The 17,421-nt window shown below is 47.2% G+C and carries 17 protein-coding genes; 4 read left to right on the forward strand and 13 right to left on the reverse strand.

Translation table 11 applies throughout. From position 1 onward, the window contains the following. Nucleotides 1-221 precede the first annotated feature (221 nt). Entirely contained in the window at nt 222-3,131 is a 2,910-nt protein-coding gene (gene rapA, locus A9237_RS10345; RefSeq protein ID WP_039842652.1) for an RNA polymerase-associated protein RapA, read from the forward strand. A gap of 98 nt (nt 3,132-3,229) precedes the next feature. Here rapA and A9237_RS10350 read toward each other — a convergent pair whose 3' ends face one another. Next, complete coding sequence (locus A9237_RS10350; protein ID WP_078608137.1) at nt 3,230-4,495, reverse strand: NRAMP family divalent metal transporter; 1,266 nt, start codon at nt 4,493-4,495, stop codon at nt 3,230-3,232. Between the two features lie 240 nt (nt 4,496-4,735). On the opposite strand from A9237_RS10350, the gene rluA reads away from it, so the two are divergent. Both rluA and A9237_RS10360 read left to right on the forward strand, forming a co-directional pair. Continuing rightward, entirely contained in the window at nt 4,736-5,488 is a 753-nt protein-coding gene (gene rluA / locus A9237_RS10355) for a bifunctional tRNA pseudouridine(32) synthase/23S rRNA pseudouridine(746) synthase RluA (RefSeq protein WP_020195891.1), read from the forward strand. 32 nt (nt 5,489-5,520) lie between these two features. After that, nucleotides 5,521-6,483, forward strand: coding sequence for a D-2-hydroxyacid dehydrogenase (locus A9237_RS10360; protein ID WP_078608138.1), 963 nt, complete (start codon nt 5,521-5,523; stop codon nt 6,481-6,483). 65 nt (nt 6,484-6,548) lie between these two features. Here A9237_RS10360 and yjgA read toward each other — a convergent pair whose 3' ends face one another. Continuing rightward, nucleotides 6,549-7,076: a ribosome biogenesis factor YjgA gene (yjgA, locus tag A9237_RS10365; protein ID WP_078608139.1), complete on the reverse strand. Its 528-nt coding sequence runs from the start codon at nt 7,074-7,076 to the stop codon at nt 6,549-6,551. 110 nt (nt 7,077-7,186) lie between these two features. Between yjgA and pmbA the strand changes: the two genes are divergently transcribed. Beyond that, nucleotides 7,187-8,530, forward strand: coding sequence for a metalloprotease PmbA (gene pmbA / locus A9237_RS10370; protein WP_078608140.1), 1,344 nt, complete (start codon nt 7,187-7,189; stop codon nt 8,528-8,530). 82 nt (nt 8,531-8,612) lie between these two features. Here the strand turns inward: pmbA and mgtE are convergent, their stop codons facing one another. The 11 genes from mgtE to A9237_RS10425 all read right to left on the reverse strand — a co-directional run bounded on the left by mgtE (nt 8,613) and on the right by A9237_RS10425 (nt 17,397). Continuing rightward, complete coding sequence (mgtE, locus tag A9237_RS10375) at nt 8,613-9,968, reverse strand: magnesium transporter (protein WP_005432861.1); 1,356 nt, start codon at nt 9,966-9,968, stop codon at nt 8,613-8,615. A 166-nt stretch (nt 9,969-10,134) separates the two neighbouring features. After that, nucleotides 10,135-10,410, reverse strand: a complete 276-nt coding sequence (locus A9237_RS10380; RefSeq protein ID WP_005442213.1) for an HPr family phosphocarrier protein — start codon at nt 10,408-10,410, stop codon at nt 10,135-10,137. A gap of 2 nt (nt 10,411-10,412) precedes the next feature. After that, entirely contained in the window at nt 10,413-11,276 is an 864-nt protein-coding gene (gene rapZ / locus A9237_RS10385; protein ID WP_078608141.1) for an RNase adapter RapZ, read from the reverse strand. Between the two features lie 14 nt (nt 11,277-11,290). Then, complete coding sequence (gene ptsN / locus A9237_RS10390; RefSeq protein ID WP_020195889.1) at nt 11,291-11,737, reverse strand: PTS IIA-like nitrogen regulatory protein PtsN; 447 nt, start codon at nt 11,735-11,737, stop codon at nt 11,291-11,293. 2 nt (nt 11,738-11,739) lie between these two features. Next, complete coding sequence (hpf, locus tag A9237_RS10395; protein WP_005432838.1) at nt 11,740-12,027, reverse strand: ribosome hibernation promoting factor; 288 nt, start codon at nt 12,025-12,027, stop codon at nt 11,740-11,742. Nucleotides 12,028-12,051: 24 nt separating this feature from the next. Then, complete coding sequence (locus A9237_RS10400; protein WP_078608142.1) at nt 12,052-13,518, reverse strand: RNA polymerase factor sigma-54; 1,467 nt, start codon at nt 13,516-13,518, stop codon at nt 12,052-12,054. Between the two features lie 50 nt (nt 13,519-13,568). Beyond that, nucleotides 13,569-14,294: an LPS export ABC transporter ATP-binding protein gene (gene lptB / locus A9237_RS10405; RefSeq protein WP_005432855.1), complete on the reverse strand. Its 726-nt coding sequence runs from the start codon at nt 14,292-14,294 to the stop codon at nt 13,569-13,571. A 1-nt stretch (nt 14,295) separates the two neighbouring features. Then, nucleotides 14,296-14,790 (reverse strand): lipopolysaccharide transport periplasmic protein LptA, encoded by a 495-nt coding sequence (gene lptA, locus A9237_RS10410; RefSeq protein WP_005436379.1) that lies wholly within the window; start codon nt 14,788-14,790, stop codon nt 14,296-14,298. Next, a complete protein-coding gene (gene lptC / locus A9237_RS10415; protein ID WP_009707639.1) occupies nt 14,771-15,334 on the reverse strand; it encodes an LPS export ABC transporter periplasmic protein LptC in 564 nt (187 codons plus the stop codon). The genes lptA and lptC overlap by 20 nt, the downstream gene beginning before the upstream one ends. A gap of 90 nt (nt 15,335-15,424) precedes the next feature. After that, entirely contained in the window at nt 15,425-16,396 is a 972-nt protein-coding gene (gene kdsD / locus A9237_RS10420) for an arabinose-5-phosphate isomerase KdsD (protein ID WP_078608143.1), read from the reverse strand. Between the two features lie 35 nt (nt 16,397-16,431). Then, a complete protein-coding gene (locus A9237_RS10425) occupies nt 16,432-17,397 on the reverse strand; it encodes a calcium/sodium antiporter (RefSeq protein WP_009707637.1) in 966 nt (321 codons plus the stop codon). Between the last annotated feature and the right edge of the window lie 24 nt (nt 17,398-17,421).

Consider the following 17,421-nt stretch of genomic DNA (forward strand, 5'->3'; position numbering starts at 1 on the left):
TCGGCGTGACCTAAATCACAGCTTCAAGTAAGATTAGCGACCTTTTTCTGCGTATAGGCTACGCCCGATTTATCATGTTCAGCTGGCTTAAAAATGCACAGCACAAAGTGGCATGACAAGCACGATTGGCATAGCAGAAGCCAGAATCAGATCTAAACTAATATCCATGCCCATCGGGATGGGTAGAGACCAACAAGAAACAACAACGAGGTAGTCAATTCATGACATTTGCTTTGGGGCAGCGCTGGATTAGCGATACGGAAAGCGATTTAGGTTTAGGTACCGTAGTAGCAATGGATGCTCGTACTGTGACATTGATGTTTGCAGCATCAGAGGAAAACCGAGTTTACGCACGTAACGATGCACCAGTTACCCGAGTAACGTTCAACGTCGGTGATGTCATCGATTGCCAAGAAGGTTGGTCATTAAAAGTTGAAGAAGTACTGGAAGACGAAGGTCTATACACCTATTTCGGTACTCGTGAAGACACGCAAGAAACGGCGATCGTGCTGCGTGAAATCTTCCTAAGCAACCACATTCGTTTTAACAAACCGCAAGACAAGTTGTACGCAGGTCAAATCGACCGCATGGACAACTTCGTACTTCGCTACCGTGCGCTACAAAACCAATTTGAACAGCACAAGAGCCCAATGCGTGGCCTGTGTGGTATGCGCGCAGGTTTGATCCCTCACCAGCTTTACATCGCGCACGAAGTCGGTCGCCGTCACGCGCCTCGCGTATTGCTAGCGGATGAAGTAGGTCTTGGTAAAACCATCGAAGCGGGCATGATCATCCACCAGCAAGTACTGGCGGGTCGTGCCGAGCGTATTCTTATCGTGGTTCCTGAGACACTGCAACACCAGTGGCTCGTTGAGATGATGCGTCGTTTCAACCTGCACTTCTCTATCTTCGATGAAGAGCGCTGTATTGAAGCTTTTGCAGAAGCAGAAAACCCATTTGATACGCAGCAATATGTACTGTGTTCGCTGGATTTCCTACGTAAGAGCCGTAAGCGTTTTGAGCAAGCGCTAGAAGGCGAATGGGATCTATTGGTTGTCGATGAAGCGCATCACCTAGAGTGGAGCCAAGACAAACCAAGCCGCGAATACCAAGTGGTAGAAGGCTTGGCAGAACGCACTGCGGGTGTACTTCTACTGACAGCAACACCAGAACAACTTGGTCGTGAGAGCCACTTCGCTCGTCTACGTCTGCTAGATCCAGATCGTTTCTACGATTACGACGCATTCGTTGAAGAAGAAGAGCAATACGCACCTGTTGCGGATGCGATCACGTCGCTATTCTCTGGTGAGAAACTGCCTGATGAAGCGAAAAACCAAATTACTGAACTGCTTTCTGAACAAGACGTTGAGCCGCTATTCCGCATTATCGAAAGCGACAGTGATGAAGAAGCGAAAGCGTCAGCGCGCCAAGAACTGATCGACAACCTAATGGACCGTCACGGTACTGGCCGCGTTCTGTTCCGTAACACGCGTGCAGCTATCAAAGGCTTCCCGAAGCGTAACGTACATCTAATGCCAATGGATATTCCGCAGCAGTACACCACGTCAATGCGTGTATCAGGCATGATCGGTGGCAAGATGACGCCAGAAGCTCGTGCGGTGAAGAACCTTTACCCAGAAGAAATCTTCCAAGAGTTTGAAGGTGAAGATTCAAGCTGGTGGCAGTTCGACTCACGTGTGAACTGGCTACTTGAAAAAGTAAAAGAGAAGCGCAGCGACAAAGTGTTGGTTATCGCTTCTCGTGCAAGCACTGCGCTGCAACTTGAGCAGGCACTGCGTGAGCGTGAAGGTATTCGTGCAACTGTATTCCACGAAGGCATGTCGATCCTTGAGCGTGACAAAGCGGCTGCTTACTTTGCACAAGAAGAGGGCGGCGCGCAGGTTCTTATCTGTAGCGAAATCGGCTCAGAAGGTCGTAACTTCCAGTTTGCTAACCAACTTGTGATGTTCGATTTGCCGTTCAACCCAGACTTGCTAGAGCAACGTATTGGTCGTCTGGACCGTATCGGTCAGAAGCGTGATATCGACATTCACGTCCCATACCTAAAAGGCACATCACAAGCCATCCTTGCGCGTTGGTTCGATGAAGGTCTAAATGCGTTTGCTGAAACCTGTCCAACAGGTCGCGCGGTTTACGATAAGTACTCGGATGCGCTGATTGAAATGCTGGCGTCTGGCGATGTTTCAAACCTTGATGAAGTGATTGAAGAATCAGCGAAGATGAACAAAGAGCTGAAATCACAACTTGAGCAAGGTCGTGACCGCCTGCTAGAGATGCACTCAAATGGCGGCGACAAAGCGCAGCAAATCGTTGAGAAAATTGCATCGACAGATGGCGACACAAACCTAGTGACATTCGCGTTGTCTCTGTTCGACACTATTGGTTTGAACCAAGACGACAAAGGCGAAAACGCGCTTGTGGTAACGCCATCTGAACACATGATGGTACCAAGCTACCCAGGCTTGCCTTACGAAGGCGCGACAATCACGTTTGACCGTGATACTGCGCTGTCTCGTGAAGACATGCACTTCATCAGTTGGGAGCACCCAATGATTCAAGGCGGTATCGATTTGCTGATGAGCGAAGGCGTGGGTACCTCTGCGGTTTCTCTACTGAAGAACAAAGCGCTACCTGTGGGCACTATCCTACTTGAACTGGTATACGCGGTGGATGCACAAGCACCGAAACGCAGCGGCATTGCTCGTTTCCTACCGAAGACGCCAATTCGCATGATGATGGATGCTCGTGGTAACGATCTGTCTTCTCAGGTTGAGTTTGAAGGTTTTAACCGTCAGCTTAGCCCGGTAAACCGTCACCTAGGCAGCAAGCTAGTGACATCAGTACAGAAAGACATTCACAGCCTAATCGAAGCGGGTGACGCATTGGTTGAGCAGAAAGTGGAAGAAGTTCGCAAGCAAGCGCATCAAGACATGCAACAAAGCTTGAATGCAGAGCTTGAGCGTCTACAAGCACTGAAAGCGGTTAACCCGAACATCCGTGATGAAGAAATCGAAGCGATTGAAGAGCAAATCAAAGAGCTAACAGGTTACATCAACCAAGCTCAGGTTCAGCTAGACTCGCTACGTCTGATTGTGGTCAGCCACAACTAATCAGCGTTCATACAAACGAAAAAAGGTCTTCAATTGAAGACCTTTTTCTTTATCTAAGCTTTGTTTACCGACGAGCTAAGTTAGTCGCTAACAGGTAATTACATCAACCACTTCCACCAAATAAACAGTGCTAAGAAGCCGAATAAGTAAATCAAACCAGCAATCGACAGCCACTTCAATTTACGACCCAATGCCAATGGCTTAGGTAAGTTCGTTTTACTCACTAGAATGTAGTTCAATAGCGCGAAAAACGGTGTCGTCATAAATGCCAGCACCATGGCAAAGTCCAACATTGGCAGCAGTGCCGAAGCCCAGAACACCACAATACCCAAAGCCAATAACGATACGATCAGCATGATCGCAGACGTCGCTTTCGGATCGGTTTCTGGCTGTGAGCGCAGCAGACGCTGAGAGTCTGAAATGACACGTGAGTAGCCATCAATCACTGTAATCGTACTGCCGAAGATACAGAAGAATGCAATCACTGCAATTAGGTAACGTGACCACTCACCAATGGTCGAAGCGTACAAGCCAACAAGCTGGTGGGAGAAGCCAACACCGGAGCTCTTAAGTTCAATGCCTGAGCCGTGTAGCATCAACGCACCTAGCGATACGAACACTAAAGCCAATACTGCCGTACCAATGTAGCCGACGTTAAAATCAAACAACGCAGATTTTGCGGTGACTTCTTGTTGGCTAGTTTGGCGCTTTAACCACGCAGACGTTAAACAAGAGATCTCGATTGGAGCAGGCATCCAGCCCATGGTCACAACGATAAAGCCGATTGCTGCAATTGACCACGGAGAAGGGGATTCAAAGTTCGCAACAGGCTCTACCGGATTACCAAATGCAATCGCCACCGCCAGCAAAGTCGCAATGGTCAGTACTGTCATGATGGCTTTAGAGAGCGTATCTAGGGCTTTGTAATGACCAGCAAATAGGATCACCAAGCACGTGACCAATACGATGATGCTGAGTGATGCCATCGACAATGAAAATGGAATGAAGTAGCCCAACAAGCTAGCACTGAACATCAACAGGGCTGCTGTATTGATTACCGCTGAAACAGCACTAAGAAACAAGAACAACCACAAGTATGGGCGACCAAGCTTTGCATAGCCTTCAACCAACGTTTTACCAGTGCCCATGGTGTACTGCACGCCTGCTCGGAAGAATGGGTATTTAAAAAGGTTTACCAGCAGGATGAGCGCCGCGAGTTGCCAGCCATAGATCGCCCCAGCTTTGGTGGATGCAACAAGGTGAGAGCCACCTACGGCGGCAGAGGCCATAAGAATGCCAGGACCAAGGGAGCGGAAGAATTGCGAGACTTTGGATTGGGGTTGATCGGATACTGCGGATTCCATTTATTATTGTCCTTTTTGTGTCAACTAGTGCTTATAAATAACATTACCGCTCAGCTTGTCAATTTATATTTACGAAGTGATTTTTTTAATTTTTCCCTTCGTTATTGACTTGGTTGTTTTTGTTATTTCTAAAAGTTATATCGATGGTAAAAAGAGGCAGAATTTAAGCGATTTTTCTGCATGCATCTTTGCATCTCTTGGGTATAATCAGCGCGTTTTTATTCTGTAGAGATCCAGCCCATGGCAATGCTTGAGTACAATCCACCAACCGATCCTTGGATTGATGTCGTTTTTGAAGATGAGCAAATTTTGGCGGTAAACAAGCCATCTGGTTTGCTTTCTGTGCCGGGGCGTCTTGCTGAGCATCACGACAGTATGTGGAGTCGCTTAACCGAGCAATACCCAGACATTCAAGTTGTGCATCGTTTAGATATGTGCACTTCTGGCTTGATGGTACTCGCTAAAAACAAACGTGCAGAAAGTGCGTTAAAAAAGCAGTTTCAATATCGATTGACGCATAAGATTTACTACGCGCGAGTTTGGGGACATTTAGAGCAAGAAGAGGGTGAAATCGACCTGCCATTGATTTGTGATTGGCCGAATCGTCCCCTGCAGAAAGTGTGTTTTGAGGATGGCAAACCATCTAAAACGCTGTTCCAAGTAGCGAAGCGAGAAGATCATCCTGATGGCTCAAAGACGACGATTGTACGTTTGTTGCCGATCACTGGTCGATCACACCAGTTGCGTGTTCACATGCAAGCATTAGGTCACCCGATTGTAGGCGATGAGTTTTACGCAACTGAAGAAGCGAAAGCCTTCTCTGAGCGCCTAGAACTGCATGCCGCTGAGTTGAGCTTTTACCATCCGAAATGCCATTGGCTGCGCAGCATCTTTGTTCCTTGTGATTTTTACCCGGAAGCGGAAGCTATGATCTTTGACTATTTCGACCCAGCGCGTAAATTACCAGATTACAAAACACTGCCTCGCCCATAAATTCATCTTTAGGCAGTGAACAAGGAGTTGTTATGTCACTGCCTAAAGTGGTCTTCCTCGACCGCGCGACCATCCCCACTCAAATTCAAATACCTCGTCCAAGCTTTGCCCATGATTGGGTGGAATACGATCTGACTTCTTCTGAGCAAGTTGTTGAGCGTCTCGCTGATGCGGATATCGTGATCAGCAACAAGGTGGTGCTCGACCAATCTGTTCTCATTCAACTTCCTAACCTCAAGATGATTGCCGTCGCGGCAACGGGCTTTAATAACGTCGATATCAACTATTGCGCCGAGCACAATATCGCAGTTGCTAACGTGCGTGGCTATGCGACTCGGTCTGTACCAGAGCACGTTATCGCAATGCTGTTTGCCTTGCGTCGTAACTTGTTTGGTTATCACCAAGATATTGCCGCAGGTGAGTGGCAACGCAACAAGCAGTTCTGTTTCTTTACGCATCCAATAGGGGACGTTGCAGGTAGCACTTTAGGTGTGGTTGGCAGCGGTGCATTAGGTCAGGCGACGGCACAATTGGCAAAAGCATTGGGCATGAATGTGTTGTTTGCTGAGCGTAAAGGCGCAACAGAGTGCCGAGAAGGCTATGTTTCTTTTACCGAGATGTTGAAGCAAGCGGACGCCATCACTCTGCATTGTCCGCTGAATGATGAAACACGTAATTTGATTGGTGAAGTGGAACTCAAGCTGATGAAGCCTACATCAATTTTGATTAATACCGGACGTGGCGGCTTGGTGGATGAACAAGCGTTAGTGGATAGCTTGAAACGAGGTGAGATTGTAGGGGCAGGGTTTGATGTCTTTACCCAAGAGCCAGCCGATGAGAGTAATCCGTTGATTGCCAATATGCACTTGCCGAATCTATTGCTGACGCCACACGTCGCCTGGGGCAGTGACTCATCGATACAGCGTTTAGCTGAGATCTTGATTGAGAATATTAACGCCTTTGAACGTGGTGAAAGCCTTAATCGTTTGGCGTAATGCCAGATAATAGGCATGAAAAAAGCAGACACGAAGGTCTGCTTTTTACGTTCTTAAACGCCGAATTAAATTTCTTCTTCTTCGTGCGCTTTTAGAATTTGGAAGATTTCGCGGTAAGATTTTGCAGGTTTACCGGCTTTCTTCTCTTTCGCTGCTTGGCGAGCAAGTTGGCGTAGACGCTGACGATCCGCTTCTGGGTACAGTTCCATCACGTCATCAATCGCTTTATCGCCTTCTTCTACAACACGATCACGCAACGCTTCTAGCTTGTGCAGAGCGGCTGTCGCTTGTGAGTGCTTGTTGCGGATTTTGTCCAGTGCCGCTTGAATTGGCTCTGGATCTTCGTAACGCATTAACTTACCGATGCGTTGCAGTTGACGACGGCGTGCTTCGTTTTTAAAGCGCTGCGCATCAGCAATTGCTTCGCGTAGGTCTTCGCTCAATGGAAACTTTTCGAGAACTGCTGGCTTAAGGCCGACAAGCTCTTCGCCAAGCTTTTGCAGCTCTTCCATGTCTCGCTTCATCTCGGATTTACTTACCCAGATGATCTCTTCTTCTGGTTCCCATGGCGCTTTTTGATTCTTACGTGCCATTTCAGTTGCCTGTGTTTTGATTAATATTATGACTATTTTAACAAGAATCGTGGGGAGAAAGCGAAATTCTTGTTATTCTATTGTACATTGAATACATGATGTGAAAGACAATGGATATTAAACAGCAGGTTGCTGAGCAACGTACCGAGCTAGAACAAGCCGTTTCACGTGCACTAGAAATCGCTGCGGCGAAGTCTGATGCCGCTGAAGTCGCAATTACCAAGAGCACGGGTTTGAGTGTTTCCACTCGCATGGGTGACGTGGAAAACGTTGAATTCAACAGCGATGGCGCACTAGGCATTACTGTCTACCGTGGTCAACGCAAAGGCAGCGCTTCCACATCTGACTTGAGCGAAGCCGCTATTGAGCAAACGGTATTAGCGGCGCTAGACATTGCTCAATACACATCAGAAGACCCATTCGCAGGTCCCGCTCCAAAAGAATATATGGTGAAAGAGGTACCAGACTTAGACCTTTTCCACCCAGACGCACCCGATCCAGATTACGCTGCACAAGTGGCGATTGCTGCTGAAAAAGAAGCGCTGAACTACAGCGATGCGATTAAGCAAAGCGATGGTGCGAGCTACGACAGTCACTACGGTGTGAAAGTTTACGGTAACAGCCACGGCATGCTAGCAAGCTACGCATCGAGCCGTCATAGCACCAGCTGTTGTGTGATTGGTGTGGGTCAAAACGGTGAGATGGAACGCGATTACAGCTACACCGTTGCTCGCCATCGTGACGATCTTTGGTCACCAGAAATGGTCGGTCGCAAAGCGGCAGAGAAAACCATCAGCCGCCTTGATGCGCAAAAGCTTAAGACAGGCAAATACCCTGTAATGTTTGCTGCGGACGTAGCAACAGGCTTGATTGGCCACCTAGTGATGGCTATCAGCGGTGGTAACTTGTACCGCAAATCTTCTTTCCTATTGGATCACCTTGGTAAGCAAGTATTGCCTGAGTGGTTCAACATTTCTGAGCGTCCACACGTACTACGTGGTCTGGCTTCAAGCCCATTCGATAGTGAAGGTGTATACACACAAGATCGCGAAATCATCACCGATGGTGTATTGGCGACTTACTTGTTAACCAGCTATGCGGCTCGCAAGATGAAGATGGATCCAACGGGTCACGCTGGTGGTATCCACAACTGGTACGTAAATTCTACCGGTCAGAACTTCGAGCAAATGCTGAATGAGCTAGGCACAGGTCTACTGGTAACAGAAACCATGGGGCAAGGTGTGAACGTTGTGACTGGCGATTACTCTCGTGGTGCAGCTGGTTTCTGGGTTGAGAACGGGGAAATCCAATACCCAGTGTCTGAAATTACCATCGCGGGTAACCTGAAAGACATGTTCAACCAGATTGTTGCAGTGGGCAGCGATGTAGAAACACGCTCGCAAATCCAAACCGGTTCTATCTTGCTGGATACTATGAAGGTTGCTGGTGAATAAGCTTGCTAACCGCTAGATACGAAAAAGCCTGATGTGTTCATCAGGCTTTTTTATTGCTCGTTATAGCGGCTCACTAGAAAGGCTAAATCATCAAGGTTGCGAGACCGAGGAAGACCGACAGACCAATCACATCGGTCACTGTGGTCAGCGCCATACCACCAGCGAGGGCTGGGTCGATGTTCATTTTCTTCAGTAGGATTGGGATGGTAACACCGGCAACACCCGCAACTAATAGGTTGGTCAGCATGGCGGCGGAGATAATCCCACCAAGCATCCAGTTACCTTTCCAAGCAACCACAATACCACCAATGATCAGCGCCCACATGATGCCGTTCAGCAAGCCGATGGCGGCTTCTTTCATCAAGAGTTCGCGTTTGTTCGAGTCACCGATGTGACCGAGTGCTAAGCCACGGATAACAAGCGCTACGGTTTGGTTACCGGCCACACCACCCATTGAAGGTACGATGGTCATCAAAACGGCAATCGCGGCCATTTGATCAAGCGTGGCTTCAAACATGTTGGAGACAGAAGCCGCGGCTAGTGCAGCAAGTACGTTGGCACCTAACCAGATACTACGTTTACGCGCCGATTTAACTACCGGAGCGAAGGTGTCTTCGTCGTCGTCCATACCCGCCATACTCATCATTGAGTGTTCGGCATCTTCACGGATAACGTCGACCACGTCATCGATGGTGATACGACCGACAAGATGCTGGTTCTCATCGACAACAGGAGCGGATACCCAGTTACGACGTTCAAACAGGCTTGCTACGTCGGAGTCACTGGTATCTACTGTAATTGCATCGTCGGCGTCTTCCATGACTTCACTGACTTTGACATCAGGCTGCGTCGTGATCAGCGTTGTGATAGGCAGTTCACCAATCAGTTTGCTGTCATCATCTATCACGTACAGTGCATCAGTCGCTTCGGGTAGTTCGCCTTTCATGCGCAGGTAACGCAGGACTACGTCGACATCAACGTCACCACGAATGGTAATTACGTCGGTGTTCATTAGTCCACCCGCGGTATCCTCAGGGTAGGATAGGGCGGTTTCCACGCGCAGACGATCGGCAGAGTCCATCTGGGAAAGAACTTCACGTGAGACGTCGTCAGGCAAGCTACGCAGTACGTAAGCCACGTCATCGGTGTCCATGCCTTCCGTCGCTTCTGCAAGCGCTTCAGGAGCCATTTTGGACACAAGACTGTCTTTAACGTCTTCGTTTAGCTCGTCAAGAATCTCACCGTAATCTTCTGGGTCGGTAAGTTGCCAAAGAACCTCACGACTTTTACGCGGAGAGGCTTCTAAAAGGTGGGCAATATCCTCAGGCTCCATGTCCTGAAGTTGGCGACGAACATGGACGAAGCGGCCGTTTTCCAGCGCTTCAGTGACTTCTTGGAGGGCTTGGTGAGCTTGGTCGAATTCTATTTGCTCTGCCATTCATTCCTCCCAATTCCTGATATTTACAATGCTTTGAATAATAACTTAATTCTAGGCACCTTTTAATAACAACTTATGAAAGTCGACAAAATTATTTATCGGAATTTAAGTAGGAGGTGAAACTTATGTGGGATATCTGGCTAGAGATAATAAAAAAGCGAGTGAATCACTCGCCTTCATCAAACTTATCTTCAATCAAATGACAAACCGCATCAAGGGCTTGCTCAGATTGATCGCCAGTCGCGTGGATAGTCACGTATTGTCCTTGGGCGGATTCCAGCATCAACAACCCCATGACGCTGTCTGCGGTCGCGGTTTTGTCTTCTTCGTTGTCGATGGTGATTACCGCATCGAAGCTTTGCGCCAGTTCTACCAGTTTAACCGCAGCACGGGCGTGCAAGCCTAAGCGGTTTTGGATCAATACTTTACGACTTATTTCCACCGTTATTCCTTAACGTTCTTTTCCAATGAAGTGTGGCGAATTTGTACTTGATGGCCTTTATCAGCAAAGAACTCACCGATTTTTTGAGTTAAGTACACTGAGCGATGTTTACCACCAGTACAACCAATCGCAACTGTTAGGTAGCTGCGGTTGTTTTTCTCTAGCAGTGGTAACCAAGTCTCAATGAAACTCTCAATTTGGTATTTAAGATCAAGTACAGACTGGTGTTGCTCTAGGAAAGCACCGATGGGCGCATCTAAGCCAGTCAGCGGGCGCAATGCCGGTTCCCAATGTGGGTTTGGCAAGAAGCGTACATCGAACACGTAATCGGCATCAGAAGGAAGGCCGTATTTGAAACCGAATGATTCAAACACCATGACTAAGTCTTTACGATCACGACCTTGAACGCGCATACGGATCGTTTCGCTGAGATCATGCAAAGATTGACCGCTGCTGTTCAGCACTAAATCAGCGTGCGCTTTGAGTGGCATTAAGATCTCTTGTTCAAGCTCAATGGCCTGATCAAGCGACAATGACTGACTACCAAGCGATAACGGGTGAATCCGTCGTGTTTCACTGTAGCGTGTAAGGAGCGTCTCTTTATTCGCGTCTAAGAACAGCACTGTTACGTCCAGTTCAGCTTTCAGCTTCTCTAGGGTGGTGTTCAGTTCTCTGAGTTTCTTAGGAATGTTTCGAATATCAATGCTCACTGCAACGTTCTGCTTGCTCTCTGATACAGATTGAACAAACGCGTCAAGCAAGTTTACTGGTAGATTGTCTACACAGTAATACCCCAAGTCTTCTAGTACGCGCAGGGCAACACTCTTCCCGGCACCGGAATGCCCGCTAACAACGATTAATCGCATGGTGATCGTCCTGATTACTGATGAATCATAATGTCGTAGAGTTCTTCATCACTCTGAGCGTTACGCAGGCTCTTTAGCACTTGCTTGTTGCTCAGGCGTTCTGCCATAGAGGATAGTGTTTTGAGGTGCTCTTTGCACTGTTCTTCTGGAACAAGAAGAGCAAAAAGAAGGTCGACAGGTCGGTTGTCGATAGCATCAAACTCAATCGCCTCGTCACATTGCAGTAAGACGGCGATGGCTTTGTCGCTAGATTGCATTCTTGCGTGAGGGATAGCAATACCGTTGCCGATACCCGTACTACCCATTTTTTCTCTGCTGAGCATACACTCAAACAGTTCTGTAGAATCTTGGCCCGTGTTCTCAGCAACAATTTGGCTGATCATCTCTAGGGCACGTTTCTTACTTGTACAATGGACTGCACTTTTGGTGCAGTCCAGTGACAGTATCTCGCTCAATTGCATGATTAATGACTGTTTAGTTTTTCTTTGTGCTTGTTAAGTTGACGAACTAATTTATCCACCAGCGAATCAATTGCTGCATACATACTTTCGTCGTTCGATGACGCGTGGATTTCGCCCTGATTAATGTGGAGCGTAGCTTCCGCTATTTGGTTGAGTTTTTCAACTTTTAGTACGACTTGGACTTGGTTAATGTGGTCGAAGAACCTTTCGAGCTTCTGAAACTTAGATTGAACATAGTCTTGCATTGAATCGGTAAGATCAACGTGATGGCCTTGAATATTGATTTGCATAGACTTTCCTTTTCAGTTGGTGCCTTAAAGTAGGCGTTTACGCTGACTTGAAGGGGCGATACCCAAGGATTCGCGATATTTCGCTATCGTTCGTCTCGCGACTTGAATCCCTTGGTCAGCCAGAAGAGCAGCAATCTTGCTATCACTCAGTGGTTTAGCGGTATTCTCCGCTGCGACCAGTTTCTTGATAAGAGCACGAATTGCTGTGGACGAACATTCTCCACCATTGTCTGTACTAACATGGCTAGAGAAGAAGTACTTCAATTCAAAAATGCCACGTGGGGTATGCATAAACTTCTGTGTTGTTACACGAGAGATTGTCGATTCATGCATGTCCACATCCAATGCTACATCGTTTAGTACCATTGGTTTCATGGCTTCTTCACCATACTCGAAGAAATCTTGTTGATGTTCAACAATACATCTTGCAACTTTGAGAAGCGTCTCGTTTCTGCTTTCTAGGCTCTTAATCAGCCATTTTGCCTCTTGCAAATTGCTGCGAATGTACTGGCTATCCGCACTGTTGCCTTTGCCTAGTTGTGCATATTGTTGATTTACTTTTAGTTTCGGAATGCTGTCAGGGTTAATGGATACGGTCCACTTACCATGATCTTTAAATACGGACACATCCGGAATGACGTATTCAGTGTCATCGGGTGTGATACGGCTACCTGGGCGAGGGTCAAGTTGTTGAATCAACTTCAGTACTTCACGCAGGTCAGCTTCTTTAAGCTTAGTCTCTTTGATAACAAGCTTGTAGTCGCGATTGCCAAGGTGATCGATATGATCGCTAAGAATCATCTTTGCTTCAGCAAGCCACGGCGTGTCTTCAGGGAAAGTCGCAAGTTGCAGCAGTAGGCACTCTTGTAGGTTGCGAGAAGCAACGCCAAGTGGGTCAAACTGCTGAATACGCTTACGTACTGCTTCTACTTCATCCAATTCCACTTCTTCGTTGTCGAAGCTCTCGTGAATTTCTTCAGGAGAAAGGGTTAGGTACCCGTAGTCGTCGATGGCGTCGATGATCGCGAGGGCAATGGTGCGGTCGGTTTCACTGAAAGGCGTTAAATCTAACTGCCACATAAGGTAATCATGCAGCGATTCGGTAGTTTCACCTTGGTAGACAGGCATGTCGTCATCAAGCGCTAGGCCTGTACTGCCTGTGTTTGCGCTGTAAACATCATCCCAAGTGGTATCGATTTCTAGCTCAGAGCTGATCTCTGATTTCTCAATTACATCTGAACTGTCTGGCAGATCGGGTTCGGAGGCTTCGTTCGCACTGTTATCAGCAGATTCAGACGCTGATTTGTCTTCACCGTTTGCTTGAGGTTCTTCGTGGCCTTCTTCAACTTCCAGTAGCGGGTTGGAGTCCAACGCTTCTTGGATTTCTTGTTGAAGATCGAGCGTCGACAATTGCAACAAACGAATCGCTTGCTGCAGCTGCGGCGTCATGGCTAACTGTTGACCTAGCTTGAGTTGTAATGAAGGTTTCATTCAGTGTTACTTACCTTGTAATGCTCAGAATCTTACCGTTCCTAATGTAATCATAGACGGAATTGTTCGCCGAGATAAACTTGTTTCACCTGCTCGTTATTGAGAACTTCATCCGGAGTTCCCGATGCAATTAGGTGTCCTTGGCTTACGATATAGGCTTTTTCACAAACGTCCAAGGTTTCGCGAACGTTATGGTCAGTGATTAACACGCCAAGGCCGCGATCACGCAAGTGTTCAATGATTTTTTTGATGTCGTTAACCGAAATTGGGTCAACACCCGCGAACGGTTCATCCAACAAAATGAACTGAGGGTTAGCGGCCAGTGCTCGCGCAATTTCTACACGGCGGCGCTCACCACCTGATAGTGCCATACCCGCACTGGTGCGTATGTGCTGTATGTGGAATTCTTCCAACAAATCTTCAAGCTTATCTTGGCGTTCTTCTCGAGTAAGCTCTTGGCGAGTCTCTAAAACAGCCATGATGTTGTCTTCCACCGATAGCTTACGGAAGATCGACGCTTCTTGTGGTAGGTAGCCAATACCCAAACGAGAGCGGCTGTGCATCGGAAGGATACTGATATCTTGATTGTCGATAGTAATGGTGCCTTCATCACGTGGCACCAACCCCACAATCATGTAAAACGATGTGGTTTTACCCGCACCGTTTGGACCCAAAAGACCAACAATTTGGCCAGACTCTACTTCGAGACTTACATCGGTAACGACCTTGCGCTTTTTGTAGCTCTTCGCAAGGTTCTTTGCGCTCAGTACTGCCATATTAGTTCTCGATTTGGTTCGGTTGTAGGATGGTGGTTACGCGCTCATCCTTCGAGCTGTCAGCGACGAGCTTCTGTTGACCAATTTGGTAACGGATCGACGAACCTTTAATGGTATTACCGTCTTGTGCTAGTTGCGCTTGACCTTTCATGGTCAGTTCATCAGTAGAGATTCGGTAGTCTAGCTCAGTTGCTTGACCACTGAGTGTTTTACCATCGTCCATCAACTGAGAAAACTTAGCAGGTTTGCCAAAAGCTTGGATCTGCTTAATAGACTCGGTCTTAGGATCGCGAGTCACAACGATTCTGTCAGCATCGATATTGATGCTACCTTGCTTAAGCGACACATCACCTTTAAAGATCACCTGGTTACTCTTCATATCCACCTGTTGGGTGTCTGAATTGATGTAAACCGGCTGTTGAGTATCCGACTTAAGTGCTAACGCTTGTGGCGCTGCTAAAACCAATGCCAATAGGCTAAGGTGTAACGGTTTCATATCGACCTTGAACTTCATCAGTCAGAGTCGCAGTGTGAGCTTTTAAGTTGCCCTGCATTGCGCCTCCGGTAGTTTCAAATTGCGGTCCAACCAACATCACTTGTTGATCGGCTTTAAAATCACGATTGCTTAGATTGATGACCAGTTTGTCTGTTGCCATGGTGTCGAAACTCGCATCAGGCAATAGATTCTGCATCAGTACTTTGTCGTACAGGGTCAGAATTTGGTCTTCATCTAGTACTGCTCTTGTTGCAGTAACTTTCCACTCCACAACGCTACCTTCGCGGTAAACCATAAGCGTTGGGCTTTTAAAAATCGTGTCTCCACTCTTGGCATAATGATCCAAGTTAGTAGAACGGATGATGTAACTGCGGACACCATTTTCACCATAGGTGATGTTTTCTAGTCCAGTACCACTGAACATAGGCAGTTCTAAATTTGGTGCTACTTGGATATCTTCATTACCTTTTGGCGTGAGTAGGTAATAACCACACCAAGCGACAACAAAAACCAAGAGCAAATAAATAAGGCGAGTAAAACTCATAAAATAAAGGCCTTTATCTTAGCTCAGTACTTCCCTGACCATTGCCTTAATCTGTTAAATCAATTCGTTAAGTCTTTTGGGGGCGTGATCTTACATCACGCCTGCTTTAAGTAAATCATGCATATTCAGTGCGCCAACAATTTTATTGTCATCGCACAAGATCAGAGCATTGATGTTCTTGTCTTGCATTAAGTTTAGCCCTTCCACTGCCAGCATTTCTGGGTGCGCGGTGGTAGGGTTCTTCGTCATTACGTCACCGATCGCTGTGGTATGGATATCAATGCGTTTGTCCAGAGTACGGCGCAAATCACCATCGGTGAATATACCAAGCATAGCATCGTGCACATCGACAATAGCGGTCATACCCAAGCCTTTTTCCGAAATCTCGAGTAAGGCGTCACGAATCAGAGCATCCGGTGATACTTTTGGTAGTGCATTACCGAAGTGCATTATATCAGACAGCTTAAGCAGCAATTTTCTTCCCAGTGCACCGCCGGGATGTGACAAGGCAAAGTCTTCTGCTGAAAAACCACGAGCTTGCAATAGTGCAACTGCAAGGGCATCACCCATTACTAATGTCGCTGTTGTGCTGCTTGTTGGAGCAAGGCCCAGCGGACAAGCTTCTTTAGGGACTGTAATTTGCAAATGCAGATCGGACAGTTTCGCCATATTTGATTCTGGCTTGCCTGTCATGCTGATGATTTTGATGTTCAGGCGTTTCAAAACTGGGAATAGAGACAAAATCTCATGAGACTCCCCTGAGTTTGAAATCGCAATAACAATATCACCAGCGCTGATCATGCCTAGGTCACCATGCGCAGCTTCGCCAGGGTGAACGAAAAATGCCGAAGTGCCAGTGCTCGCAAGGGTCGCAGCAATTTTATTGCCGATATGACCTGATTTGCCCATGCCCATTACGACAACTTTGCCGTTATTGGAAAGAATCAATTCGCAAGCTTGTTCAAACTGCGTGTCAAAGTATTGGTCAAGTTGTTGTAAGGCCGTTACTTCGATATCGAGAACTTGTTTAGCAGCAGCGCGAAAATCAAATTGAGTGGACATATCAGTGCTCCAATTTGTCTTTACTTATTATGTTATTAAGCGGCCATGTTTGCGAATAGGTACACTTGGTAAGCCAAGAAACACACAAACAGGATGCCACCTTCAAGGCGGTTAATGCTGCGTGATTTACCAAGACACATCGCTACCAAGAGTAGAGATACACCTAGCATCACCCAGAAGTCACGACCCATTGCGTACTCGCTCAAGGTTGAAGGGTTAATGATGCCTGGTAGGCCCATTACCGCAAGAATATTGAATACGTTTGAACCGATGATGTTACCCACAGCCATGTCGTCTTCGCCTTTTAGAACGCCAGCAAGAGAAGCGGCAAGCTCAGGAAGACTAGTACCAATGGCAATGATGGTTAGGCCGATAACGAGATCACTCATGCCGAAGTACTTAGCAATAACCACGGCGTTATCAACCAGCATGCTTGCTGCCAAAGGAAGCAGTATCAAGCCAATCACTACCCACATAACGGCTTTTGAGTTGCTCACACCGTCTGGAACTTCAGACTCTTGCTCATCAACGAAAGCATCGCCCGCTTTTTGTTCTTTGCGGCTGATTTGCAGCATGGCAAATAAGAAGCCACCAAACAAAACAAACAGCAGTACACCTTCGTAGAAACCTAGATGACTATCCCAAAGTAAAATACCCGCTAGAACCGTCACTGCTATCATCAAAGGCAGTTCACGACGAATAACGGCAGAACTGATAGAAAGCGGTTTAATTAGGGCTGTAATACCTAGGATCAGAGCGATGTTGGCAATGTTCGAACCCAGAACGTTACCTACAGCAGTGTCGGTTTTGCCATCCCATGCTGCAGTCGCAGAAACCATCATTTCTGGTGCCGAAGAGCCCATTGCTAGAATGGTCATACCGATCACTAGAGGTGAAATACCGACGTTGCGGGCCAGAGCGGCAGAACCAAAAACAAGTTTATCTGCACTCCAAACAAGTAAAACAAGACCGACGATAAGCAACGCTACGGCTTCGAGCATGATGATTCCTAAGTAATAAAATAA

The sequence above is a fragment of the Vibrio owensii genome, from assembly GCF_002021755.1.
Classification (GTDB): Bacteria; Pseudomonadota; Gammaproteobacteria; order Enterobacterales; family Vibrionaceae; genus Vibrio; species Vibrio owensii.